This window comes from Brucella pseudogrignonensis, assembly GCF_032190615.1.
Classification (GTDB): Bacteria; Pseudomonadota; Alphaproteobacteria; order Rhizobiales; family Rhizobiaceae; genus Brucella; species Brucella pseudogrignonensis_B.
In genome coordinates, this window is sequence record NZ_JAVLAT010000002.1 from 846,422 (window position 1) to 872,074 (window position 25,653).

The window sequence follows — 25,653 nt, forward strand, 5'->3', positions numbered from 1 at the left end:
GGAACTGTGTCTAAGCCTCTGCTGACAGTTGAGGGTCTAAGCGTTGAATTTGGCAGCAATCGCGTTGTTGATGATCTGAATTTTTCTGTTGCGGCTGGCCGTACGCTTGCGGTTGTCGGTGAATCCGGTTCAGGAAAATCGATCACGTCACTTTCGATTATGCGCCTCGCTGATATGAGCGGCGCAAAATTTCCCAACGGTCGTATTCTGTTCAACAGCCCTGACGGCGAACGTGATCTTCTGAAAGCCGATCAAAAAGCGATGCGCGGTATTCGCGGCAAAGACATTGCGATGATCTTTCAGGAACCGATGACCTCGCTCAATCCGGTCTTCACTATCGGCAATCAGCTTTCTGAAGTGCTGATGTTGCATGAAGGCATGTCGAAGAGTGCTGCTCTGGCTGAAGGCAAGCGGCTGCTGGAAATGGTGCGTCTGCCTGATGCCGAAGGCTTGCTCAAGCGTTATCCGCATCAACTGTCCGGTGGTATGCGCCAGCGCGTGATGATCGCTATGGCACTGGCTTGCCGACCTAAATTGCTCATTGCTGACGAGCCAACAACGGCCCTTGATGTCACCATTCAGGCGCAGATTCTGCACATCATCAAAGATTTGCAGAAAGAGCTTGAAATGGCAGTCATTTTCATCACGCACGATATGGGCGTGGTGGCCGAAATGGCGGATGATGTTGTGGTGATGTGGAAGGGTAAAAAGGTCGAAGAAGGTCCGGTCGGCCGTATCTTTGAAGCGCCGCAGCATCCGTATACACAGACGCTTTTGTCGGCCGTTCCGAAACTTGGCAGCATGACGGGCGAGGCGTTTCCAAAACGCATGCCGGTGATGATGATGCGTGATGGTGTGCCAGTGCTGTCAGGTGAAGAGCGTATTCAGGACACAGCATGTTATAGCGAAAAGCCACTTCTTGCTGTTGACGATCTTTATGTTCGCTTTCCGATCAAGAAAAATCTGTTCGGCAAAGTTACCCATGTCTGCAATGCCGTCTCGAAAGTCGCGTTCGACATTTATCCGGGTGAAACGCTCGCACTTGTTGGCGAATCCGGTTCGGGCAAATCGACCATTGGACGCACAATCCAGCAGCTTCAATCGCCGCTGGCTGGCGATATTCGCTTCAACGGCAAAGCCTATTCGCAAATGAGCGCTCAAGAGCGCTATGCGATGCGTCGTGAAGTGCAGTATATTTTTCAGGATCCGTTTGCGTCACTTGATCCACGCAAGACCGTTGGCTTTTCCATTGCAGAGCCAATCCGCACGCATGGTCTTCTCGACAACAACAAGGCGATCAATGCGCGTGTCGCAGAACTGCTGGAGCGTGTTGGCCTCGGCCGGGAACATGCATCGCGCTATCCGCACGAGTTTTCCGGCGGGCAGCGTCAGCGCATCTGCATTGCACGTGCGCTTGCTTCAAAGCCGAAACTGATTATCGCCGATGAAGCGCTGTCGGCGCTTGACGTCTCTATTCAGGCGCAGGTGATCAACCTGTTTATGGACCTCCAGAGAGAGCAGGGCCTGGCCTATCTCTTCATCAGCCATGATATGGCAGTGGTTGAGAAGATGAGCCATCGCGTGGCGGTGCTGTATCTTGGTCAGATCATGGAACTTGGCTCGCGTCGTCAGGTTTTTGAAACGCCGTCGCATCCTTATACGCAGCGTCTGCTTTCAGCAGTACCTGTCGCTGATCCTTCTGCACGCACCGAACGTGCAGCCTTGGAGGGTGAAATTCCGAGTACAACGCGCCGGATCGACGACAAGCCAATCATCTATAATCACCGCGAGATTGCACCAGGCCATTTCGTTGCTGAAAGCGCTTGAATTCTTGCAGCATTTTTTCACCGCATTATCCAACGCAAAGCCGCTTCACACTTTTGCAGGAAATGCTTCAACGAACCCAAAGGGGAAACTAATGATAAAGAAAGCACTAAAAGCCGCTCTTCTGGCGTCCGCTCTGTCGGCGGCTGTGATTGCGTCGGCTCCGGCTTTTGCCGCAGGCAAGCTCACCGTTTCGTCGCCGCAGGATCCAGGCAGCTGGGATCCGATTGATACGTTTCTCGTCAATTGGGCGTCAGTTGCAACCAATATTTTCGATGGTCTGGTTTATCGCGGACCTGATTTGAAAATCGTTCCCGGCCTAGCAACGTCATGGGAAGAGCTGGATGACGGCAAGCGCATTCGCTTCACCCTGCGCGAAGGTGTGAAGTTTCATGATGGCGAGCCATTCAACGCAGAAGCTGTAAAGTTTACCTTTGATCGTCTGCTTGGCGATGAAGGCGCAAAAGGTCCGCAGCGTTCGAACTATATCGCAATCGACAAGGTTGAAGTGATTGACGACAAGACCGTTGATTTTCATCTGAAAGCCGCTGATCCGGTTCTGCTCACCAAGCTTGCTGGCTATGGCGCAATGATCGTTCCGCCAAAATATATCGCTGAAAAAGGCGAAGACTATTTTAACACGCATCCGGTCGGCACAGGCCCGTTCAAGTTTGTGTCTTATGAGCCAAAGGTCAACATCAAGCTCGAAGCTTTTGCTGATCACTGGGGCGGTGCACCGAAGCTTTCGGAACTGGAATATCGCTTTATTACCGAACCTTCGACCGCTGTTGCCGAACTTCAGGCTGGCCGCGTTGATCTCGTTATTCCGCCGACAATTCCAATTGGCATGATCCCGACGATTGAGGGTGATGCAAATCTGGAACTCGTTACGACTGATGGCCCAACCGTTGATGCTCTGCGCTTCAACACGCGTGACGGCATTACCAAGGATGAGCGCGTTCGCAAGGCGCTGATTATGGCTGTTGATCGCGATGCGATCATCCAGTCGATCCTTGCTGGTCAGGCAAAGCCTATTGCCAGCTTCCAGGGCGCTTTGTCGTTTGGGTACGACCCAGAACTCAAGCCACTTCCGTACGATCCTGATCAGGCCAAGAAGCTTCTTGAAGAAGCAGGTGTTCAGCCCGGCGCAACGGTGCAGATCGACGTTCGCGGTAATGACGCGACGTTTAACGAAGTGACACAGGCTGTTGCCAGCTTCCTGCAGATGGTAGGCATCAATGCAACCATCAAGCCATATGATGTGAACGTGTTGCTGAATGATGTCATTCCACAGGGCAAGACCGGCGCTATGTTCCAGCAAAAATGGGGCGGCTGGACATTTGATTACGATAACACGGCTTACTCGATGTATCATTCGGGCGAGAAGTGGAACCCGTACGAAAAGGACGAAAAGCTCGACAAGATGCTCGAAGCGCAGCGTTCGGTTCTTGATCGCGGTGAGCGTGAAAAGATGCTGCAGGAAATCGCCAAATATGCGGCTGATAAGGCGTATGAAATGCCGCTTTACAGCTCCAAGGCGATTTACGGCATCAACAAGCGGGTTAAGAACTTCGTGCCGGCCCCGGATAACCGTTTGCGTCTCAGCGACGTGACTGTTGATTGATAAGACTAATGTGGCAAGCCGTTCACCGGCTTGCCACTCTATTTCGGAGGCGCTCTGGTGGCCGGATTTCTTATAAAACGAATTTTACAAGCGTTGTTCGTGCTGGTTGCGATGACGATGCTCGTCGCCTATGCAATCCGGCTGACGGGCGATCCGGCATTGATGCTGACGCAAGGTGCGGGTAGTATCACAGAAGCAGATCTCGAGCGCATTCGCGAAGGGCTTGGCCTTAACCAACCGTTTCTCGTTCAGTACTGGCAGTTTCTCAAAGGTCTCTTTACCTTTGATTTCGGACGCAGTTTCCTTGGTGGTACGCCAGTATCTGTGTTGGTTGGAAAGGCATTGCCCGCAACCCTGATGCTCGCTTTTGCGTCGCTTTTTGTTTCGCTTGTTATTTCCATTCCACTCGGCATCAAGGCAGCTGTTTCCCGCGGCAAGTGGGCGGATCAGCTCATTCGTGTTTGTTCGCTCGTTGGTCTGTCATTCCCGAATTTCTGGCTGGCCACCATGCTGGTTCTGCTGTTCGGCATTTCGTTGCAATGGCTGCCGCCAAGCGGCATGAGCGGTATCTCCAGTTTTATTATGCCAGCAATGACGATGGGCATTATCCTTACGGCAACCAATGTCCGTCTTGTACGCACCTCGATGCTGGAAACGTTGCAATCGCAATATATTATGGTGGCGCGCGCCAAGGGTCTGAGCGAAAACAAAGTGCTCTACAAGCACGCTCTTCGTAATTGTGCAATTCCGCTCATTACATTTATTGGTCTTCAGTTTGGTGGTCTTTTGGGCGGCATCGTGGTCATTGAAAAAGTCTTCAACTGGCCGGGTATGGGTACGCTTGCTTTTGATGCTGTTGGCGGCCGTGATTACCCGGTTCTGCAGGCCACAATCGCAATTTTGTCGATGATGATTATCGGCGTCAATCTTCTGGTAGACATTGCATATGGCCTTGTCGATCCGCGTATCCGGACGGAGTAGAGCAATGGCTATACAAGCGGTTAAAAAGACCTCAAACCTCCGGCTTTCGCGTTTTGCAAGTCTGGAATTCGTTGTCGGCTTTTTGCTGACAGGCGGCATTTGTTTGGCCGTCATCTTTTCCGGCTATCTGTTCCCCGCTGGTGCAAACAAGGTGGACCTTCTTGCGCGTCTGACGCCGCCTTTCGTTAATCCTGCGCATATCTTTGGAACTGATCCGCTCGGTCGCGATGTGCTGGCACGCGTGATTATCGGTGGAAAAATTTCGCTGTTCGTGGGCTTTGTATCCGTTATCGGTTCTGTGATCATTGGTACGATCATGGGGCTGGTTGCAGGCTATTATCGGGGCTTCTGGGACATGGCGCTGATGCGTTTTGTCGATGTGCAGCTTGCAATGCCTTTTATTCTGCTTGCGATCACGTTCATGGCTATTCTCGGAGGCGGTTTGGTCAACACGATCATTCTGCTGATTGTGTCGCAATGCGTGCAATATGCCCGACTTGTGCGTGGCTCGGTGCTGTCGCTGCGCGAGCGCGAATTTATCTTGTCTGCGCGCGCCATCGGTGTGAAAGACTGGCGCATTATCTTCCAGCATTTGCTGCCAAATCTGCTTGGCCCGGTCATTGTTTTGATGACGCTGAATGTGGCCAACAATATCCTGCTTGAATCCAGCCTGACCTTCCTGGGCTTTGGTATTGATTCAACCATTCCAAGCTGGGGCGGCATGCTGGCTGATGGCCGCACTTATCTCCAGACTGCATGGTGGGTGAGCCTTTTCCCCGGCCTCGCCATTCTTTTCACTGTGCTTGGCCTCAACCTTCTGGGTGACTGGCTGCGTGACAGTCTCGATCCAACCGGCAGGACATCGCGATGAGTGTGATTTTTGAAAAGACTTATCAGCGTTCAATTGATGTTTTGATCGAACGCTTTTCAAAGCCGGAATTGCGCGGTGCGAAGTTAGAAGCCTGGCTGTTTGATGATCAGCCTAGCCGCTTCGCAGCAGAAACGAAACTGCGTGAGGCTGGCATTGATGCCCATCTGCGCTCAGCCTATAAACCGCTTCTGCATTTCTTCCTTGAAGAGGTGGATGGTGAAGCCCTCAAAGCTGCAACAATCCGCTACCCGCGTCATGACAATTGCGTCGAAAACCGCTTTTTGCTTGAAACCTATCCGCTGTCCGCGCTTCTGCCTGATGCAAAAATCAGCTTTAGTGCATCGGGTGAGGATGATTTCAACTATGAAGTCGACCTTACATTTGCCGATGGCCACACTGAAAATCATCGTGTTTTCGCACCCAATCGCGTACATGAAGATTTCATAGGCGAAACGCTTGTTTCACCAACCGGCTGGTTGATGGTTGATCATGAAGGCAGCGTCGAAAACGCACGCTTTGAGACAGCCTATGAAAAGCTGTTTCACGATACGATTTCGACCATTGCATCTCATGATTGGGGCAGGGGCGAACCCTATTTTGAAGAGCTGAACATTTCGGTCAGTCTGCCGATAACAGATCGTCGTCTTCCCTATGATGAGGAAGCACTGAGCCTCACTGAAGCTCTGCACGAAGATATTTATTTCTCGTTGCTCGAAGTTTTTCAGAAAAAGTCGGGTCGGCCTGTCGGGGATCGCGGCTTGCAGCCGGGACAGATTGTGCCGGAGGTTCGTTTCCGTGATGCCGATCCTTCTGTGAAGGTGGAAACACGTCCGCTGGCAACGGCTGATGCACTCACTGCCGAGCAGGTGCTGGAAAATGCACAGGCCCCGCTTTCCGCGGACCAAATCCGCCGTGAAATTGCAAAATTGGGCGGCTCGCCTTTTGAAGCGAAGACGCGTGCAGGCCGTAGCGTGCGCGCCACCTATGTCTCGGGCAGTGATCTGCCGATGATGATCAGCGCTGGTCAGCATGCCAATGAAACGACGGGGATCGTTGGTGCATTGCGGGCAGCCACACGGCTTGCCACGCGCGATGGTGGGCATTTCACGATTTCGCCGCAGGAAAACCCGGACGGATATGAAATTCACAAACGTCTGTGTGTTTTGCAGCCACATCATATGCATCACGCGTCTCGCTACACCGCTCTGGGCGATGACTTGGAATATCGCACAGGAGAAGGGCTTTTTGAAAAGGCCATCCGTGTAGAGGCTGAGGCTCTTACAAATGCGAAGCTTCACGTCAATCTGCATGGCTATCCATCGCATGAATGGACGCGCCCGCTATCGGGCTATGTGCCGCGTTCCTTTGCAATGTGGACGCTGCCAAAGGGCTTCTTTCTTATCATCCGCCACCACGCTTCATGGGAGAAAGAAGCTGAACAGCTTATGGATCATGTGACTAAGCATCTTGGTGCTATCGATGGTCTGCTTGAATACAACGATGCGCAGATCAAGCTTTTCGAACAACATGCCGGCGAAACGGGTTTCCGCATTATCAACGGCTTCCCATGTCTGGTTGGTGTTGATGATCGGCATACAGTTCCGCTGACATTGATCACCGAATACCCGGATGAAACCATCTACGGCGACGCTTTCGTCAAAGGTCATACCGCGCAGATGGAAACCGTTCTTTCAGCCTATGATGCCTTGCAATTATTCACGTTCAAGGCTGCGGCAACGAGCTGAGCGTATTTTAAATATGGACAAGAAAAAGCCGCCCTCAAAAATAAGGGCGGCTTTTTTATTTGTAGTGTATTTGACAGTCAGACTGGAAGCCTCTGCTTGACCAAAGTCGTCCAGTAAGAGCAGCCCCAGGCAATGACATCGTCGTTGAAGTCGTATTTGGGGTGGTGCAGATTGGCGCTTGGGCCATTGCCGATGTTGATCATCGCGCCCGGTACTTCGTTGAGCATGAACGCGAAATCCTCACCACCAAGCGTTGCAGGCATATCGCGGGTTACGCGATCAGCGCCGGAAACAGCTTCTGCGGCAAGCGCTGCCAGTTCCGTTTCATGCTCGTGATTGACGGTCACCGGATAATTGCGCTGATAATCGAGCGTCGCCTTTGCGCCAAACGCATCAGCAATGCCTTGTACCGCACGCGATAGTTTTTCTTCGATATGATTGCGGACCTCTTCACGCAAGGTACGCACAGTTCCGGTCAGTTTGATCGACTGTGGAATGACGTTAAACGCATCGCCACCATGAATCGTGGTGATGGAGATCACCGCAGAATCGAGCGGGTCGATGGTGCGTGCACTTAGCGTTTGGATAGCCTGAATGAGTGCTGCCGTTACAGGGATTGGATCAATCGTATGGTGCGGGGAGGCCGCATGGCCACCCACACCATCAATTGTAATATCCAATACATCGACCGAACCCATGATCGGGCCGGAATTGATCGTGAAATTGCCAACTTCGAGGTTCGGACGATTGTGCATGCCGTAAACTTCGTTGACCGGCCAGCGCTTGAACAGTCCATCGTCGATCATTGCTTTCGCACCAGCGCCGCCTTCTTCAGCAGGCTGGAAGATGACGATGACTGTGCCATCGAAAGCGCGGCTTTTGACCAGTTCACGCGCTGCACCCAAAAGCATGGTCGTATGGCCATCATGTCCGCAGGCATGCATCTTGCCCGGTACTTTGGATGACCATTCGGCACCGGTTTCTTCGAGGATCGGCAGTGCGTCCATGTCAGCACGCAGAGCAATTGCGCGGCCTGATTTGTTGGTTTGACCGCGAATGACGCCGACAACGCCTGTGCGGCCAATGCCTGTTACGACTTCATCAAGTCCAGCTGCGCGTAACGCTTCTGCCACCTTTTCAGCGGTGCGATTGACGTCATAAAGGAGTTCCGGATTTTCATGCAGATCACGGCGGAAGGCGATGAGTTCGTCAAGCTGGTTCGAGGTCCAGTTTTCAACCGGCATTTCAGGCTCCTTGTTCTTTCGTCTCAAGGCTGTAGCGGAAATCGCAATGGCTTGCGCCCTTCATGATCGTCTGTGTGCGCTCAAGCTTCATTTCCGGATTATAGCCGATGCAGAAATCACCATCGCGATTACACGAGAGCAGATGCCCGATATGGCCTAACCCCATGTCGCGATACATTTCAGAATAGCGGCAACGCTTCACATTGAAATCGAAGTGGTCTTTGCCCTGCGAAAGAACTTCGATTTCCAACGCATTGTCTTTTGTCCAGAGTGGCAGAATATCGGCAAAGTCCTGCAAGTCTGGCGTGCGGCCAAGCTCTTCCGCAAACACTTTACCCTGATCTATCGCCGAGCGTGTTACCGCTTCGCCGATTGCTGCCTGAGCTTCTTCTTCGCCTGACCGCTCACGAAGAACCTCATAGACATTTTTGAGAACGAGAGCCTCGATGCGGCGTCGTTCGAGAATTGGCAATTGATTCATGGATCTACCTTTCGCATGAATGTTTGACAGTCTGATTTATAAATTCGGTTCCGTAAGGTCCTTGCGCCGCAGCCATGCGAGATAGAAAGGTGCAATCTTTCGTGCCATTGAGTGGAACGGCAGTGGTGCAGGTTCAGAAACCGGAAGTGCGAGTTCTTGCAATGGTTCACCATCAAGCGCGCGTGCAAATTCCCGGCCCATTGCGGTGCCGAGCGCAACGCCACGACCATTGCAGCCGATCCATGCCCAACCATTGGTCCCAAGCTGATGAACACGTGGGAAACGGTCCCATGTCATGCCGATGTAGCCGCTCCAGACATGCGTCATTTCCGGCTGACCAAGTGCTGGGAAAGCCTCTGCCAGATTGCGCGCAGCCTTTTGCTTTACACGTTCTGCAACGTTGTAGTTGCCCATAACCACGCCGCCGGTGATAAGACGATTACGTGCGTCGTAACGGAAAAAACGGAGATCGCCGCGGGTATCGGAAACAGCCTGACGACCCGGAAGGATCATCGCGTGGAGATTATCACTCAGCGGTGCTGTTGCCATTTGCCACGACAACACCGGCACGATTGTCCGTGCCAGACGTGGGGCAAGGCTTTCCTTTATTTCGCCGGTATAGGCGTTGGTCGCCAGCAGAAATCCTTTTGCACGAACGGTTGCATTGGCGGTGCGTACTTCCCAATGATCGCCCTTACGTTCAAAAGAAGTAACCGGGCTTTGCTCATGGACGGTCGCGCCATGACGTTCGGCTGCCGCTGCCAGACCACGCGCCAAAGCCAGCGGGTTGATGTGACCGCCTGTCGGGTTGAACATGCCGCCATACCAGAAATCACTGCCCAAGAGCTGTGATGTGGAAGCGCTGTCGAGATATTCTGCAGGGAAACCAAAGCGCTTCCATGCTTCGACGCGGGCTTGAGAAAGTTTAACGCGGCCCGGAGAATGTGCTGGCTGAAACCAGCCTGTTTGTTCGGCTTCAGCTTCGATTTTCTCATCGCGAACAATAGAAAACAGCGTGTTAGCACTGTTGCCAATCAGCTTTGCAAAGCGTTCACCGGCATCGCCATAGCGTTTGGCAATGGCATCCGGTTCAGCCGCTGTCATGGTTGGAATGACTTGTCCGTTGTTCCGACCCGATGCGCCCCAACCAACAGCATTGGCCTCAAGCAGAATAACGCGCTTACCGCGCTTTGCGAGATGCAGTGCTGCCGAAAGACCTGTGAAACCACCGCCGACGATTGCAACATCCGCTTCTGTGTCGCTGCTCAATGGCGCGGCCGGTATGCGGGACGGTGCGGTTGCAGCCCAAATGGATGGAGGGAACTGGATATGTTGCATAGTATCAGCCGTTTTCAATCTGCGCTGTTGAAGCGGGGTGGCGTCCAGTCTTTGCCGGGAATGGAAGCAAGCAGACGCTGGGTATATTGGTGTTGTGGATTGGCGAAGACATCTGCCGTTGGCCCGGCTTCCGCGATTTCGCCTCTCGACATGACGATAATGCGATCACAAAGCTGGGCAGCGACGCGCAAATCATGCGTTACAAACAGCAGCGAGAGGTTGAGCCGTTCACGCAGATCAGCAAGCAGGCGCAGTACTTGTGCCTGAACCGAGACATCGAGTGCGGAAACCGGCTCGTCAGCCACGATAATACGCGGCTCAAGGGCAAGTGCCCGAGCGATGCCGATACGCTGGCGCTGACCACCCGAAAACTCATGCGGAAAGCGGTCAGCTGCAGCAGGAGAAAGCTCGACCAGCTCAAGCAGTTCACGTGCTTTGGCATGAGCCTGCTTTTTCGGCACGCCGTGGACAATCGGGCCTTGCGCGATGAGATCTACAACACGTCGGCGCGGGTTGAGCGACGCCATAGGGTCTTGGAAAACCATCTGAATGTCTTTGCGCATAGAGCGCACTTCACGCGCACTCGCGCTTAGAAAGTCGCGACCATTCACATCGACTTTGCCGCTATCGGCCTCGAGAAGGCGCGTGACAATCCGAGAAACAGTGGTTTTCCCCGATCCGCTTTCGCCCACAACGCCGAGTGTTTCGCCCTGACGCAATATAAAAGACAGGTCTTTGACCGCAGGTACAGCACTTCGCTTGCCACTGAAAAGTCCGCCTTGCGCTTTGAATGTCTTGCGCAGGTTCTCAGCTTTGAGAATAACCGGCTGACTTTCAACGGATGCTTTGATCGCTGGAGGCGTTAAGGCCGGAACGGATGCGATTAGCGCCTTCGTGTAAGGATGCTGAGGGTGGTTGAGCACCTCATTGGCTGGGCCTTCTTCAACCAGCTCTCCGAGCCGCAAGACCGCAACGCGATCGGCAATCTCTGCCACCACGCCGAAATCATGGGTGATGAAAAGAATGCCGGTGTTATGTTCGCGTTGAAGGTCGCGGATGAGCTTGAGGATTTGCGCCTGTGTCGTGACATCAAGTGCAGTCGTTGGTTCATCGGCGATGATCAGGCGAGGTTTTAGAATAAGCGCCATGGCAATCATGACGCGCTGGCGCTGGCCACCGGAAATCTGATGCGGATAGGCGTTGTAGGCTGACTCGGGGTCAGGGATCTTCACCTCGTTCAGCATATCGATAACCGCAGCGTACCGTTCTTTGCGGCTGAGCTTGGTATGCAATCGCAACACTTCGTCGATCTGCCAGCCAACCGTTTTCTGCGGATTAAGCGCTGTCATCGGCTCCTGAAAAATCATGCCGATGCGGTTGCCGCGCAGCTTCTTCATGTCCGTTTCGCTGAGCGAATAAAGGTCGGTGCCTTCCAGCTTAATACTGCCATTGGTCACACGCACATGTGGTTCGGGTAGCAGACGCATGATGGCGCCTGCCGAAAGCGATTTACCGGAACCGCTTTCACCCACAAGGCAGACAATTTCACCCGGCTTGATGGTGAGTGTCAGGTCTTGCAATGCAAAAGGACGATCGGCGCCCTTGGGCAGCGCAATTTGCAGGTTCTGGATTTCGAGAACGGGAGCCGCAGTCATTTCTTTTTCTGCCTTGGATTGAGCGCGTCGTTCAGGCCTTCGCCAAGCAGGCTGAAGGAAAGCACGGTGAGCAGAATGGCGATGCCGGGAATAACTGAGCAGAACCAGTCGCTACGTAGCACCGCACGACCCTGACCAATCATATTGCCCCAACTTGCATAATTGGGATCGCCAAGTCCGAGAAAGGCGAGGGCGCTTTCCATCAGAATTGCGGTTGCCATGACAACCGAGGCAAAGACAATCACAGGCGGCAGAGCATTTGGCAAAATTTCACGGAAGATAATCGATAGATTACCAACGCCGAGATTACGCGCAGCATCGACAAATTCGCGTTTGCGCAGTGCGAGAAACTCAGCGCGAACCATGCGTGCTGGTGCAGTCCATGAAACGATGCCGATGCAGATGATGATGTTTTCGATTGAAGAGCCGAAAATCGCAACCAGTGCCAGCAGCAGGACAAAGCTTGGAATTGTCTGGAAGGCTTCTGTGACGCGCATCAAGGTGTCATCAACCCATCCACCATAAAAGCCCGCCAGTGCGCCAATGATAATTCCGATGGCTATCGATATCATGGTTGCGACCACACCAATCAGCAACGAAATACGCGCACCGTGGACGATGCCAGCCATAATATCGCGTCCGAGCTGGTCGGTGCCAAGCGGTGTTGCTGCATTGACGAAAGGCCACGTCAGAGGATTGCCAGCTCGGCGCAAAGGATCGCCGGGTGCAATGACGTCTGCAAAAACGGCTATCAGCACGACGACAATAAAGAGAATAAGCCCTAGCACCGCGGCGCGGTTGCGGCTGAAACGTTGCCACAGAATGCGAGCGCGGGAAGCCTGAGGGCGAGGGAGGGAGACGTCCTGAATTGTCATGACAGTTCAATCCTGGAATCAAGCCGCGCATAGATAAGATCAGTGATGAAGTTGACGATCACCACCAATATCGAGCACAGAAAAATGATGCCCATCAAAGTGTTGAGGTCGCGCTTGATGACCGATGTGTAGGCAAGTTGGCCAAGACCGGGCAGCGAGAAAATCGTCTCTATCACCACCGAGCCGCCTAGCACCGTCGAGAACTGAAGCCCCAGCAGGGTCACAACCGGGAGGAATGCATTGCGCATGATATGGTGGAACATCAGGCGTGCACCGCTTGCGCCCTTTGCACGAGCTGTGCGCACATAATCAAGGTCTTCAACTTCCAGAACGCTTGTCCGCATCAGGCGCATATAGAAAGCAACATAAATCAGCGAAAGCGCCGTCGTTGGCATCACCATGTGGACGGCAATGTCCCAGACGTTTTTCCAACCTGAGTAAAAGCCACCAATCGTTTTGTAACCGCCCACCGGCAACCAGCCGAGTTTGACAGAAAATACAAACATCAGAATGAGGCTGAGGAAGAAGCTCGGCATTGCATAGCAAATGAGGCCAAGTGTCGAGATAGCATTATCGGTCAGCGAATAGGCCCGGCGTGCCGCAAAGGCGCCAAGCGCAATGCCGAAAACAAAAGCAACTGTGAGCGAGGACAACATCAGCAACAGCGTCGGCACCAGACGGTTCAGAAGAACATCAAGCACAGGCTGTTCGTAGACATAGGACCAGCCGAAATCGAACTGTGCGAGCTTGGTCATATAAAGCCACAGCTGCACCCAGATCTGCTGATCGAGGCCATATTCCGCACGTAAATTTGCAACGAATTGCGGATCGGCGCCACCCATATCACCAACAAGAGCGTCGACGGTATCGCCGGGCGCAAGTTTGATCAGGAGGAAAGAGCCGACCATTATAAGAAGAATGACGGGTATTGCCTGTAAGATGCGCCGAAGCGCAAAACTCAGGATCGGGGGCAAGGACATTGCGGGCTATCCTGCAAAGATATTTGAAGCAGCTTTATTGTGGGACGTGGAAAGCTGTTGCCGGGGTTCCGGCAACAGCCTGATCGGGACTATTGATCAATCCAGAGATCGTACCAGCTTGAAGAATCCCAACGTGGGGTATTGTGATGGTTCTTCAATGCCTTGTTGGTGACGCCGACAAACGGATGTTCAATTGCAAAGATGACGGGAAGATCTTTCATCTCAAGCTTTTGAATTTGATGATAGAGCTCGGCGCGTTTTGCCGGATCAAGTTCGGAAGCAGCCTGATCAATCAGCTGATCCATTTCATCGGATTTGTAGTCGAACTGGTTTGACCACGCCGTGCCAACAGGTGCGCCGGAACGCAGCCAGACGGTTGTCGATACAGCAGGGTCGGAGCGGAACTGATGCCAGCCGCTTGCCGTGTCGAAATCGTGATCGCGATAGACGCCATTGAGGAAGCCCGGCGCGTCGTTGGTCAGAAGCTCAACGTCAATGCCAACTTCTTTCAAAGCCTGTGCATAATATTCTGCCCAGAGCTGGGTATATTCGCCCCATGGAGCCGGACGATGGCGCAGCTTGAAGCGAATGCCATCAGGGCCAGCGGGATAACCAGCTTCATCGAGCAGCTGCTTGGCTTTTTCAACATCATACGGATAAGTCTGCACGTCATCCGTGTAGTTTGCGCCACCAGAGCTTGGGATCGGTCCACGGCCCGGCTTTGCATAACCACGCATGATGTTCTTGATCGCAAAATCAATGTCGAGCGCGTGATAAATAGCCTGCCGCACTTTCAGATTGGCGAGGATTGGATTGCGCAGGTTGAATTCAACAGTCGAGTGCGCGACGTTGTTTTCAAAACCCTTTGTGCCGGTATCAAAGCGACCATCTTTTTGCAGCCGCTCGGTATCTGACATGGAAATGCCATTGAAGGCTGTTTCCATTATTTCACCTGATTCAAGCGCCGCTGCCGCTGCAGCTTTGTCCGGCATAAAGCGCCAGATCACGCGGTCAAGATAAGGATATTCCTTGCCGCGCCAATAGTCGTCATTACGCTCGGCAATAATATGCTGGCCACGCTCATATTCCACAAACTTGAATGGTCCGGTGCCAACAGGTGCCGAATTATACTTGTTCTTGAGAATATCGGTGCCTTCATAAAGATGCTTCGGCACCGGATGGCCAAGATCCGGCATCGCAGCAACCAGAAGCTCCAGTGGCATTGGCTTGGAATAGTTGAAAACGGCGGTATGCGGATCGGTGCAATCAACCGACTCCAAGTTTGCCTGAAGGGTTGTTGAATAGTTCAACAGCTTCTTCCAGAGGTTCATCGCGCTGAACGAAACGTCGTCACAGGTAAATGGCTGGCCGTCATGCCAGCGAACATTCTCGCGCAACTTGAAAGTGATTGCCTTACCATCGTCCGATGACGTCCAGCTTGTTGCCAGCACAGGCACATAGCCTTCATAGGTGCGGTCAATAAGCGGCTCCATAATACGGCCGGTGATCTGGTACACCCCGGTTGAGGCACGCAAGGCTGGATTAAGGACACCCTGTTCGGTATTCATATGTACAATGACCGAACCACCGCGCTTCACTTCCTCGGCGTGGGAGGACGCCGATGCGAGCGAAAAGGCAGCGAGAAACAGGCCAAGGCCGGCTTTTCTGATATGCATTCTATGTTCCCCTGAAGGACGTTGAGGGAGGGCTTTCAAGCCTCTTTTCCCGCAATGCCCAATATTGTTCAAGCCCTTGAAATAGCTCAAAAAGCTGCCTCAAAGTGCAAATAATTCACACAAGCACTGCTATGCTAGAATTTGCTGCGATATTGTCAAGATAAACTAATATTCACTCCAATATTGGTAAAATATACCGGATAGGGGGTGTTAATAAGTTTCAATTTTCTGCGTTTCTAAGGGTGGAAATTGCTACTGGGTGGCTCTCAAGGCGGACTCTGCGAAAAATAATCCTAATTTTCTTGAAAAATCGACGCCTAAAGCCTCGGCTTAATAACAATTCTTTCTTTGTTAGCTTGAACTTGAAAACTCGTCATGCACTATCTCACCAGAATAGCCCACCCAAGCAGCTGAACTCAAATAGCTGAATCGATCACGCGAAAGGAACTCTTTGCATGTCTCATCCTGTTAAAGGTGTCGATCACGTTTTTCTTCTGGTCAACGATCTGGATAAAAGTGCTGAGCAATATCGACGTCTTGGCTTCACGTTGAGCCCTCGTGGACTTCACAGCAAAGAAAAGGGTACGGGCAATTATACAATCATGTTCCCGGATGATTATTTTGAACTTCTCGGCATTGTCGCTGAAACAGAAGGCAACCTGCATCAGCGTGAGAAGCTGAGCGCGCAAGGCGAGGGACTGCATGCAATTGCATGCCGTATCGAAAATGCGCAGCAGGCGAAGTCAGAACTCGCTGCATTGGGCATCCAAACAGGTGAAGTGGGTAAGTTCTCTCGCCCAGTTGAGTTGCCAGATGGCAGCAAAGGTGTCGCAGCATTTGAGACCGTTTCGTTTGCTGAGGGTGAAGTGCCACAGGGTATGGTCTTTATGTGTCAGCATAAGACACGGGATACCGTTTGGGTACCTGAATTGCTTAAGCATGCGAATGGTGCAAATGGGCTGGCGGCAATTATTGCAATTTCCGCTGATCCGGCAAAGTCCGCCGAAGGTTTTGCAAGGCTTTATGCCGATGGCAAGGCAACGGAGAGTAGCGGAGAGTGGACTGTTTCAACGGGGCCGAACTCAGCTGATATCTCGGTGCTTACATCCGCTCAGGCACAGAAGCTCTATCCAGATGTTGATTTTAGCAAGACGCCGTCCGGTGCGTTTGCAGCACTTCGCATTCGGGTTAGCGCCTTAGATACGGTACGCAAGGTGCTGGATGATAATGATCTCGCTTACGTCAACACTTCTGCTGGCATTGCAGTTTTGCCAGAAAATACCAACGGGACGGTGCTTGAATTTGTAGAAGTATAAACTGCATTCTAATGCATGCTGAAGGATCGTGTCCTGGAATTCAAATTTCGAGGCTTGGACACGATTCAGCTTCAAACAAGAATCATGCGTGAAATTTTCTCAGAAACGTAATGAATCAGATTTAACGATCGGAATTTACTGGGATTTTAAATAATCCTCCAAAAGCAAAAATCCCGGACGAAGCCGGGATTTTGATGCCTAAACCAATCGGAAAAACTGGAGCGGGCGAAGGGATTCGAACCCTCGACCCCAACCTTGGCAAGGTTGTGCTCTACCCCTGAGCTACACCCGCTCGCGCCAGTCTTCTCTGAGAGAGAAGTCGTTTCCGTTAGGCAGGCGGTATATGAACCAATGGATTCCGGAATGCAATAGGGAATTTTATGCGTTTTTAAAAAAATTTGAAAAGATTCACAGGCTTGTGGATTTTCGCGTTTGAGACGCAACAAAATCATCCTCTGAGCTCATCGCTTGCGGCGCGAAATGCTGATGATCGAGGCAAAAGCCGCAAATCCAGCAGCAACAAGCAGGATGCTTGGAATGTTATTGATGCCCCAATGCGAGAGCAGGAAGGCAACCAGTGCAGCGCCGAGCGACTGTCCGAGAAGGCGGGCCGTTCCAAGCATACCGCTTGCAGCGCCACTTCTTGCGCGTGGGGCCGAGGTTATAATCATGCGATTGTTCGGAGCCTGAAAAAAGCCGAACCCGATTCCGCAAATCGCCATGCGCCAGCAGATATCGACCACGGACGGTTGTTCTGGCAGCGTTCCGACCAGTGCAAGCCCGGCAGCGAAGAACACCAGCCCAACCAAACCCAGTGTGGCAGGTGAATATTTGTCCGAGAATTTACCGGATAGCGGCGCAACGATGGCCAGTGCAATCGGCCAGGGCATCATCAGAAACCCAACTTCAATGGGCTGGAAACCATAGATATTCTGAAATAGAAATGGCAGCGATATGAATGCCATCATCTGTGCGAGAAAGGACATGATGGAGGTGCACAGCGACAGGCTGAACACTGGGATACGCAGAAGATCGAGCGGCAGCAATGGGTTAGTTGTCAGCATTGAGCGTCGTATGAGCCATGTTGCTGCCACGACACAGCCAATTGCCTGCAAGGCCAGAAATGTCGAGCTGACGCCATTACCTGCACTATCAATGACCGTAATCAGCAGGCCGAGCGTGAAGGCAGTGAGGATAGCGCTCAGATAATCGAACCGACGTGATGAGAGTTCGTTATAGGGCAGGCTTTTCAGTCCCATAATGACCGCCAGAACGCCGAGTGGAATATTGATGACAAAGAGCCAGGGCCATGTCAGCGAATGCAAAATGACGCCTGCCAGCGTTGGCCCTATGGTCGAGGAGAGTGCCACGAAAAGCGCATTCAAACCGATAGCGGTCCCAAGCTTTGCCTGGGGCACCGTATAGCGCAGCAAGGCAGCGTTAACGCTCATCAGGCCTGCCGCACCAAAGCCTTGTATAACGCGTGCGATTGTGAGCGCTTCAAGCGACCGCGCAAAAACACAGGCGATTGATGCGAGTGTAAACAGCGATACGCCGAGCAAGTAGACACGGCGATAGCTATAAATTTCGCCCAAAGCTGCGAATGGCAGCAGAGTGATAACGATGGCGAGCTGATATCCGTTGACGATCCAGATAGAAGCGGCCGGTCCTGCTGAGAAATCCGCTGCAATGGTTGGAAGCGCGACATTGGCAATCGTGCCATCGATAACAGCCAGTGTGAGGCCAACCATAAGGGTCGCCCAGGCCCAATAAATTCGTGGCTTGGGCAAACCGTCCTGAATTGTGGACTTGTTCGGCTCTATAACTGCTTCGTGCTTCATTCAATTGACCAGTCATGCGGAATTTCAAGCAAGCTCGACCCTCAAGGAAGGGACAACAAGTCATCTAGCTCAGAATTGCCCGCAGAACATAGATAAACCCCGCTTTATCGCCTTAGGTAACGCTATTGTGTGCCATTTTCGGCAGGAAGCGCCAGATTCATCACATGCGCGTAATGGCGCGGATTAAAGCTCAGATAGAGTGGACAGATGCTTGCCACCAAAACCAGATGCATGATCCAGCCGGATGCAAAGGTGCCGGTTAAATTGTGTAGCAATGCCGTTGCCACTGGGCCCAGCGCTGCGATCAGAAAGCCGCCGCCTTGCATCATCGCGGCCAGAGCACCTGCTTCTTGAGGCTTGGGCAGATGATCAAGCGAGGTAATCATGGCGAGCGCAAAGCTGCCACCAAGACCTGCGCCGCAGATCGCGGACCAGAAATAAGGCGAGAGCTGCGGTGCAAAAGCCAGACCAGCAAAGCCTGTCGCTTGCATCGCCAGTGTCAGGAGAAGCCGAGGGCGACGATCAACGCTATGTCGTGCAAGCAACGGCAGGCCAAAGGCCGACAAAGCCTGCGCTATGGCCATGACAGCAACCAGATTGCCGGTTTCTGCCGCTTCCATGCCCAATGATTGATAGTAGGGCGCAAGCCAGGCCACCATGGATGAATAGCCTGCATTGACGAGGCCAAAAGCTGCCATCAGCACCCATGTTCGTGGGCGACGGAGCAGCTTTCCGGTGATTCCGGATTTGGAATCAGAAGATGCCGTTTCTTTAAGAATGGGGATAGCCGTCAGCAGCGCAAGAAGTGCAGGAATTGCGAGAACTGCCAGCGCAAAACGCCAGTTATGATCAGAGCCTGCAAGCCAGGGTGTCAGCCGGGCACCAAGCGCCCCGCCGCCCATGATCATTGCAGAATAAAGGCCTGTAACAGCCGCAATGCTTGCTGGGAAATTTGCTTTGATCAGGCCGGGCATCAGCGCCTGTATCATAGCAACGCCTGCACCACACAAAACAGCCGTAAGCACCAGAGAAAAACCATCTGGCACGAAGCCCCGCAAAACAGAACCCAATGCAAGAATGATGAGTGCTGCGAACATGCTGCGGCGCGTGCCGATGATCGATTGAATGCGTGGGGCGATGAATGCGCCAAGTCCCATCAGCATCATGGGAAGGAATGTGAGCAGAGACAACATGCCAAAGCCCATTCCCGTATCTGTGACAATATCGGAAAGCACGGGCCCCGGGGCCGTCAGGAATGGTCTGAGATTAAGGCCAATCAGAACGACGAGGACGATAAGGGCTATGGGAGCGGCTTGCGTGCCGCCATTGGCTTGCTGGGTCTGCATGATGAATTCAGTCTTTTATGTCTTCTTTTCCTGCCAGCGCCGATAAAGTGCTGCATCATCGTCTGGCGGACAGTGTTCAAAATGAACGCCAGTTTGTTCTGTCACTGGCTTGGCCAGTTCCTTGGCAATTTTTGCTGTCGAAAGGCCGAATGGTTCTGCCTGCTCGTTGGAATAAGCAAATATGATTTTATTGATGCCTGACATCCGCATTGCAGCGAAACACATAGGGCAGGGTTGGCCGCTCGCATAAACGCTGCAATCATCCAGCCGAGGCGACTGCAAAACCTTGCCTGCCGCGCGCAATGCGAGAAGTTCCGCATGGGCAGTCGGATCGCAATCGGCCTGCATACGATTGACGCCGATGGAGATAATCTTGTCATCCTTTACGACAACGGCTCCAAAAGGGCGACCACCGAGGTCGACATTGTCAAATGCAAGTGCGATTGCCTTTTGCAAAAACTCCTGGTCGTTGCTCATTTGCCGCCCGCTTTCTCAAGCATCGCAACCATAGTGGAAAACCCACGTGCTCGCGCATGCTGCAATGGCGTAACACCATCATTGTCCGCGAGATTCACGTCAGCACCTGCATCAATCAGCAACTTCACAATATCGACGTGGCGCTGACCGCCATCGCCGAGAATTATGGCTTCAAGCAAAGCGGTCCATCCAAGATTGTTGACGTGATCAACCTTGACACCTGCTTCAATCAGCGTGCGGACGGTTTCAACATGACCCCGTTCTGAGGCCGGGATAAGTGCCGTGCCGCCATAGCGATTGGTGCTTTTAAGGTCAGCACCGTGCGTAAGCGTGAGTTTTAGTATTTCCAGATGTCCGCGTGCGCCTGCGTAAAGATAAGGGCTGTCCTTGATCGCATCCTTGGCATTTACATCAGCACCGGCTTCGATAAGCGCACGGGCTACATCAATATGATTGGCATGGGTCGCAGCCAAAAGCGCAGTTTCACCAGCCTGGCCACGTGCTTCTATATCGGCTCCTGCTGTGATTGCATCTTTTACAGCGGACAAATCGCCAGCGCTTGCAGCCTGAATAAGTGATGTCTGTGCGTAGGCTGCGATGTTCTGGCCCGGCAGAGTTGGTTCAGTCATGACGAATGCTCCTGCAATCAGTGCCAAGGCACTCAAGCGGTATAGTGTTTGACGCATCGGCGTTACTCCTTATTTCTTGCTAAAATAATCATGGTGAGACATATTTAAAAATTAAATGTTCAACTGGCATTCATTCGAATCATGAATATGATATTCAATCTCGATCTTTTGCGTGCTTTCGTGGCAGTCGTTGATAGCCGCAGCTTCACGGCTGCAGCGCTGCAGCTGCATTCGACGCAATCCACGGTCAGCCAAAAAATTTTACGCCTTGAAGAGGCTGCCGGACAATCGCTCCTGGAGCGGGCAAGGCATGATGTTCGGCCAACCGATGCGGGTGAAAAGCTGCTCGGTTATGCGCGGCGAATGCTGCATCTGCATGATGAAGCCGCAGCAGCTATGACGGGAAGTGCGCTTACAGCCGTGTTTCGCCTCGGTCTGGCAGAAGATTTTGCTGCCAAACTGGTCACACCAACACTTGCGGCTTTTCTGCGTGCTCATCCGAAAGTGAAACTTGAAGTGACGAGCGGGCTAAGCCGAGAGTTGCAGAAAGGTTTTGAAACGGGCGAATTTGATCTCGTTATGGTTAAACAAAAGCGCGGTGAAACGCTTGGCACCAAGCATTGGCCTGAACCACTATGCTGGTTGGAGAGTGCTGATTATCCGGTTTCAGAGGCTGATCCGCTCCCGCTTGTCGCATTTCCGCCAAATGGGCTTTATCGCAGTGATATGATGGAGGCGCTTGATCGTATCGGCAGACCTTGGCATGTCGTTTTCACCAGTTCCAGCCTCGCGAGTGTTCAAAGCGCGATCGCTGAGGGGCTCGGTGTTAGTCTGCTGCCGAGTCGTGTTGCTTTGCCGTCGCATCGTTTGGTTCCAAAAGAAGCCGGACTACCATTTGTAGAGCCGATGGAAATTGTTATCCAGCATATGGAAAATGGTTCTGATCAAATGCAGCAGCTCGTGCAGATGCTAGCCGATATTGTGGGTGATTGATCGTTTATTGCTTTAATAGCTAGATTTAATGTGACTCATTGCGTCAGAGGCGCTGAATCTGTTTGACTCCACCGCAAACGCGGTGTTTTTGCCCAGTGATAGCGCTACAGAAATGCCGACAGGATAGCTCCACCACCTTCATCTCAAAGTTCCCTTCGTTTGCTGCAATCACCAGGCGGCACGGTTTTTGCTTGTTGCAAGCGGGAGGCACTTTACGGGAATACGACAATGTCCAACACCACGATCACCCATAACGATGGAAATACACTGTTTCCGATCGTTCTTTCTATCGTTGCAGCAGCTGCAACCGGCGTTCTCTGGGCCTATGCCAATCCGATTCAGCTCGTCCCGGGCGTGATTCAATGGCGCATTTTCGCGTTTTTGCCACCGCTGGTCGGCATTCTTCTCGGCCGCAAAAGCGGGTTCATCTGCGGATATCTCGGAACCGTTATCTGGTCGTTGCTGGCTGGCACCTTCATTCCAGCGCATTCGCTGATCATTGATGGTATCATGGTTGGCCTGACTGGTCTTATTCCGGGCATGCTGTTCGATCCAAAGACAACAACCTTTAATCGCGCAACGCTGATTAAAATTGCAGCAACTTGCCTTGTTGTTGGTCTTGTGATGGTTGCGGCCGTTTCGGCCAGCTTGGCCTATCTTGGGATTTTCCCATATTGGTGGGCGGTCATGTATCTCGGTCTTTCAGACATCGTTCCAATGCTGATCGGTACGCCGCTGCTGGTTGTTCCAGCTCTCAAAATTCTCAAGGGCGCTCATCCGTCCGGCTTCACCCGTTTCTGATTGAGAGCAGTAAAAGTGCTCAAGCTTCAGAATGTAAAAGTAGGTTTTGGCGATTCCAATCTTGCAATCGCCGAAGCCAACCTCGAAATTCGCGACGGCGAACGGCTTCTGGTGTGTGGTGCGGGCGGCAGTGGCAAAACCACGCTGCTCAACGCTGCATCGGGCATCGTTCCACGCCTGATTACCCCACAAGTCTTCGATGGCGAAGTCTCGCTCAATGGCAAGCCCATGTCTTCCATGCCGAAGGATGAGCTGTTCAGCACTGTCGGCATCGTTTCACAGAATGTGGAAGATCAGCTCTGGGACCTGAGCGTTGAAGATCTGGTCGCTTTTCCACTCGAAAATCATGGACTTGCCAAGGATGCTGTTCGTGCTCGTATCGACGAGCTGCTTAACGAGTTAGAGCTGAATGCATTGCGAGGGCGACGCGTCTTGACGCTTTCGGGCGGCGAACGGCGCATGGTGGCGATGGCAGCGGCACTTGCGGCCGAACCGAAACTACTCGTACTGGATGAGCCGACAACCGGGCTTGATCCAGCAGCACGCCAGCGTCTTGTGCGGGTTCTCAAAAAACTCGGTGCATCTATATCAGCCTTGCTGATTGCAGAGCAGGATCCTGCATCACTGCAGGCGGTCGTTACCGATGTCGGTCTGGTAAAAGACGGTAAGTTAGCGCCCGTCGTGCCGCTCGCGTCGATCATCAACGATGCGGCTGCGTGGGAAGATGCAGGCGTTTTGCCACCAATTGCTGCACGCAAACGTCTGGCAGATGTGAAGAGCGGCGGTGAAGTTCTTGTTTCCGTTTCGGGAATCAAGACGCAGCTTCAGCGCCGGGACGGCCAGCCGGTTTTGGAGAATGTGAATTTCCAGATCCGCGCCGGCGAAGTCGTCGCTCTGATCGGCAAAAACGGTGCGGGCAAGACCACGCTGTTTCAATCGATCCTTGGGCTTCAGAAAATTGCAGCAGGCTCAATTATTATTGGTGGCGAGAATGCCGACAAGTGGACCGCTGCAAAGCGTGCCCGCTCGGTGGCTTACCTGCCGCAGAACATGCGCCGCATCCTGTTTAACATGACTGTGCTGGAAGAAGTGGTCTTTGCGATCACCGCCGCGACCCGTGCAGCAAAGGACGATGCAGTGACTGCTCGCGCAACGGCCTGCCTGCAAAAATATGGACTTGGTAGCCATGAAGAAACCAACCCATTTGCGCTTTCGTCTCGTCAGCAAGCTCTGCTGGGCCTTGCCTGTGCGGAAGCAGCAGGCGCTTCGGTTGCCATTCTCGATGAGCCGCTTCTGGCACGCGATCTCAATGGTCGTCGCATGCTGGAACTGTTCCTCGAAACAGCGCTTTCCGAAAACCGTGCGGTCATGTTGATCTCTCACGATCTGGAACTCGTGGATGATGTTTCGTCGCGCGTCATGATCCTGGATCGCGGCCATGTCACCTTTGATGGCGATGTGGATGCATCCTGGAATTCCGATGCCTATCATGCGCTGGGTTGGCCGAAGCCGCGTGTTGTCGAGACAGGAGAAGCGGCATGAAAATCTTTTATGATCTGAACTTCTTTGTAAAGCTGGCAGCGGCATTTCTGGTCATGCTTGCAGCCTGGCTCGTGCCGGGTTGGAAATACGGAGTGCCACTCGCGTTGATCACGGTCGCTTTTCTGGTGCTGGTCAAGGTGCCGGGCTTGCGTGGTTATCTCAAAGGTGCCGTGCTTCTGACACTGCTTGTCATGGCGAGCTGGATTCTCAATCTCGTGCTTCAAGGCGTTGCATTTGTTGATACTTTGCCCATTGCAGCCGGTATGGCTGCGCGTCTGGTGACAACGACTGCAGCTTTCTATTTTGTGATGGAAACCAGCACGCCCGGCTCCATTCTGGCTGCTGCGAGTGCTGCGCGCCTGCCGCCGATGGTGACACTCGTCTTGTCGCTCACATTCGGCATTATTCCGATGCTGCGTGAGGATTTCGAGCGTATTGCGGATGCTCAGCGCGCACGCGGAATGGAAATTGACGACGTTTCCTTCCCAATGCGTCTGCGTTTTGCGCTGGCGCGCGGCGTGCCATTGCTGGTTCAGGCTATCCGCATGGCCCACGCAATTTCGCTGTCCCTTGCCATTTATGGCTTTGACACCAAGCGCAAGCGTACAACATGGCGTAATGTCGACCTGCTGGTTGAATCGAGACTTACAACGGTTCCGGTTAAAAATGAATCGCCAAAATCGCTTTAACTGGTTGTTTTTACGCATTATCCGACGCAAAACCGCTTCGCACTTTTGTTGGAAATGCTATAATCCCGAGGATGCAAAACGATGACTGAAGACAGCGCTGAACTTTCTGGAAACGGTCAGGTCTGGACCGTTGATGTAGCTGGCCGCAAGGTCGATCTGCCGATCGTACCGATCAACCCGAATTTCGCCATTTCCTTAATGATGGTCATTGATCTTGGGGTTCGCTTTGGTGAACATGTAGGCAAGGCGCTGGCCGAAAAGCTGGCTCCACTGAAGCCTGATGTGATTGTCGGTGCTGCGACCCTTGGTATTCCCGTAGCGATTGAAGTCTCTCGCGCTCTTGGTCTCGATGATTACGTTATCTTGCAGAAATCGCCAAAGATTCATCTGGGCGATGCACTGGTGCAGACAATCTCGTCCATCACCTCGAAGGGCGAGCAACGCCTGCTTCTCGACCGTCAGGCGATTCCGCTGCTCGCAGGCAAGCGCGTGGTTGTGGTGGATGATGTCGTTGCTTCCGGTTCCAGCCTCAAAGGTTCAATCGAGCTGGTGCGAAAGGCGGGTGGCGAGGTCGTTGGCATTGGAGTCATCCTGACCGAAGCGAAGGACTGGCAGGACGTGCTTGGCAAAGATGTGGAGCTGCTTCACGCCCTCGCACATATTCCGCAGTTTGATCGTCAGGATGGTGAGTGGAGGCCGATCCCGGAGAGTTTCTTGTAAGGTGG

At 52.8% G+C, this 25,653-nt stretch carries 22 protein-coding genes and 1 tRNA gene; 11 read left to right on the plus strand and 12 right to left on the minus strand.

What is annotated here, in order from left to right; genetic code table 11:
* Positions 1 to 6 precede the first annotated feature (6 nt).
* From RI570_RS15300 to RI570_RS15320, 5 genes are all read left to right on the plus strand, one after another.
* On the plus strand, positions 7 to 1,827 hold the full coding sequence (locus RI570_RS15300; protein WP_313829422.1) for an ABC transporter ATP-binding protein: 1,821 nt from the start codon (positions 7 to 9) through the stop codon (positions 1,825 to 1,827).
* A 91-nt stretch (positions 1,828 to 1,918) separates the two neighbouring features.
* A complete protein-coding gene (locus RI570_RS15305) occupies positions 1,919 to 3,448 on the plus strand; it encodes an ABC transporter substrate-binding protein (RefSeq protein ID WP_313829423.1) in 1,530 nt (509 codons plus the stop codon).
* 57 nt (positions 3,449 to 3,505) lie between these two features.
* Positions 3,506 to 4,429: an ABC transporter permease gene (locus RI570_RS15310; protein ID WP_313829424.1), complete on the plus strand. Its 924-nt coding sequence runs from the start codon at positions 3,506 to 3,508 to the stop codon at positions 4,427 to 4,429.
* Positions 4,430 to 4,433: 4 nt separating this feature from the next.
* A complete protein-coding gene (locus RI570_RS15315) occupies positions 4,434 to 5,300 on the plus strand; it encodes an ABC transporter permease (RefSeq protein ID WP_313829425.1) in 867 nt (288 codons plus the stop codon).
* Entirely contained in the window at positions 5,297 to 7,045 is a 1,749-nt protein-coding gene (locus tag RI570_RS15320) for a peptidase M14 (RefSeq protein WP_313829426.1), read from the plus strand. Before RI570_RS15315 ends, RI570_RS15320 begins: the two co-directional genes overlap by 4 nt.
* Positions 7,046 to 7,122: 77 nt before the next feature.
* On the opposite strand, the gene RI570_RS15325 is transcribed toward RI570_RS15320, so the two are convergent.
* The 7 genes from RI570_RS15325 to RI570_RS15355 all read right to left on the minus strand — a co-directional run bounded on the left by RI570_RS15325 (position 7,123) and on the right by RI570_RS15355 (position 15,294).
* Entirely contained in the window at positions 7,123 to 8,289 is a 1,167-nt protein-coding gene (locus RI570_RS15325; protein ID WP_313829427.1) for a M20 aminoacylase family protein, read from the minus strand.
* Position 8,290: 1 nt separating this feature from the next.
* Complete coding sequence (locus RI570_RS15330; protein ID WP_313829428.1) at positions 8,291 to 8,770, minus strand: L-2-amino-thiazoline-4-carboxylic acid hydrolase; 480 nt, start codon at positions 8,768 to 8,770, stop codon at positions 8,291 to 8,293.
* A gap of 36 nt (positions 8,771 to 8,806) precedes the next feature.
* Positions 8,807 to 10,108, minus strand: a complete 1,302-nt coding sequence (locus RI570_RS15335; RefSeq protein ID WP_313829430.1) for an FAD-binding oxidoreductase — start codon at positions 10,106 to 10,108, stop codon at positions 8,807 to 8,809.
* Between the two features lie 14 nt (positions 10,109 to 10,122).
* Positions 10,123 to 11,763 carry an ABC transporter ATP-binding protein gene (locus tag RI570_RS15340; RefSeq protein WP_313829432.1) on the minus strand — a complete coding sequence of 547 codons (1,641 nt, stop codon included), beginning with the start codon at positions 11,761 to 11,763 and terminating at the stop codon, positions 10,123 to 10,125.
* Positions 11,760 to 12,638, minus strand: a complete 879-nt coding sequence (locus RI570_RS15345) for an ABC transporter permease (protein ID WP_313829434.1) — start codon at positions 12,636 to 12,638, stop codon at positions 11,760 to 11,762. The genes RI570_RS15340 and RI570_RS15345 overlap by 4 nt, the downstream gene beginning before the upstream one ends.
* Complete coding sequence (locus RI570_RS15350) at positions 12,635 to 13,618, minus strand: ABC transporter permease (protein WP_313829435.1); 984 nt, start codon at positions 13,616 to 13,618, stop codon at positions 12,635 to 12,637. Before RI570_RS15350 ends, RI570_RS15345 begins: the two co-directional genes overlap by 4 nt.
* A gap of 89 nt (positions 13,619 to 13,707) precedes the next feature.
* A complete protein-coding gene (locus RI570_RS15355) occupies positions 13,708 to 15,294 on the minus strand; it encodes an ABC transporter substrate-binding protein (RefSeq protein ID WP_313829437.1) in 1,587 nt (528 codons plus the stop codon).
* Positions 15,295 to 15,749: 455 nt separating this feature from the next.
* Here RI570_RS15355 and RI570_RS15360 point away from each other — a divergent pair, with 455 nt between their 5' ends.
* Positions 15,750 to 16,610, plus strand: a complete 861-nt coding sequence (locus RI570_RS15360) for a VOC family protein (RefSeq protein WP_313829438.1) — start codon at positions 15,750 to 15,752, stop codon at positions 16,608 to 16,610.
* A 217-nt stretch (positions 16,611 to 16,827) separates the two neighbouring features.
* Here RI570_RS15360 and RI570_RS15365 read toward each other — a convergent pair.
* The 5 genes from RI570_RS15365 to RI570_RS15385 form a co-directional block, all read right to left on the minus strand.
* Positions 16,828 to 16,902: transfer RNA gene (locus RI570_RS15365), tRNA-Gly, on the minus strand.
* A 169-nt stretch (positions 16,903 to 17,071) separates the two neighbouring features.
* The gene (locus tag RI570_RS15370) at positions 17,072 to 18,451 is read right to left on the minus strand and encodes an MFS transporter (RefSeq protein ID WP_313829439.1); all 1,380 of its coding nucleotides are present in this window, start codon (positions 18,449 to 18,451) and stop codon (positions 17,072 to 17,074) included.
* A gap of 122 nt (positions 18,452 to 18,573) precedes the next feature.
* Positions 18,574 to 19,797 carry a cyanate transporter gene (locus RI570_RS15375; RefSeq protein WP_313829440.1) on the minus strand — a complete coding sequence of 408 codons (1,224 nt, stop codon included), beginning with the start codon at positions 19,795 to 19,797 and terminating at the stop codon, positions 18,574 to 18,576.
* A gap of 15 nt (positions 19,798 to 19,812) precedes the next feature.
* Positions 19,813 to 20,274 carry a nucleoside deaminase gene (locus tag RI570_RS15380; RefSeq protein WP_313829442.1) on the minus strand — a complete coding sequence of 154 codons (462 nt, stop codon included), beginning with the start codon at positions 20,272 to 20,274 and terminating at the stop codon, positions 19,813 to 19,815.
* Positions 20,271 to 20,960: an ankyrin repeat domain-containing protein gene (locus RI570_RS15385; protein ID WP_313829444.1), complete on the minus strand. Its 690-nt coding sequence runs from the start codon at positions 20,958 to 20,960 to the stop codon at positions 20,271 to 20,273. The genes RI570_RS15380 and RI570_RS15385 overlap by 4 nt, the downstream gene beginning before the upstream one ends.
* An 84-nt stretch (positions 20,961 to 21,044) precedes the next feature.
* On the opposite strand from RI570_RS15385, the gene RI570_RS15390 reads away from it, so the two are divergent.
* The 5 genes from RI570_RS15390 (at position 21,045) to RI570_RS15410 (ending at position 25,648) form a co-directional block, all read left to right on the plus strand.
* Positions 21,045 to 21,896 (plus strand): LysR substrate-binding domain-containing protein, encoded by an 852-nt coding sequence (locus RI570_RS15390; RefSeq protein ID WP_313829445.1) that lies wholly within the window; start codon positions 21,045 to 21,047, stop codon positions 21,894 to 21,896.
* Positions 21,897 to 22,124: 228 nt separating this feature from the next.
* The gene (locus RI570_RS15395; protein WP_187548213.1) at positions 22,125 to 22,697 is read left to right on the plus strand and encodes an aminotriazole resistance protein; all 573 of its coding nucleotides are present in this window, start codon (positions 22,125 to 22,127) and stop codon (positions 22,695 to 22,697) included.
* 15 nt (positions 22,698 to 22,712) lie between these two features.
* Positions 22,713 to 24,239 (plus strand): ABC transporter ATP-binding protein, encoded by a 1,527-nt coding sequence (locus RI570_RS15400; RefSeq protein ID WP_313829447.1) that lies wholly within the window; start codon positions 22,713 to 22,715, stop codon positions 24,237 to 24,239.
* On the plus strand, positions 24,236 to 24,928 hold the full coding sequence (locus tag RI570_RS15405; RefSeq protein ID WP_409558682.1) for an energy-coupling factor transporter transmembrane component T family protein: 693 nt from the start codon (positions 24,236 to 24,238) through the stop codon (positions 24,926 to 24,928). The genes RI570_RS15400 and RI570_RS15405 overlap by 4 nt, the downstream gene beginning before the upstream one ends.
* A gap of 81 nt (positions 24,929 to 25,009) precedes the next feature.
* Entirely contained in the window at positions 25,010 to 25,648 is a 639-nt protein-coding gene (locus tag RI570_RS15410) for a phosphoribosyltransferase family protein (RefSeq protein WP_313829449.1), read from the plus strand.
* The last annotated feature ends 5 nt before the right edge of the window (positions 25,649 to 25,653 follow it).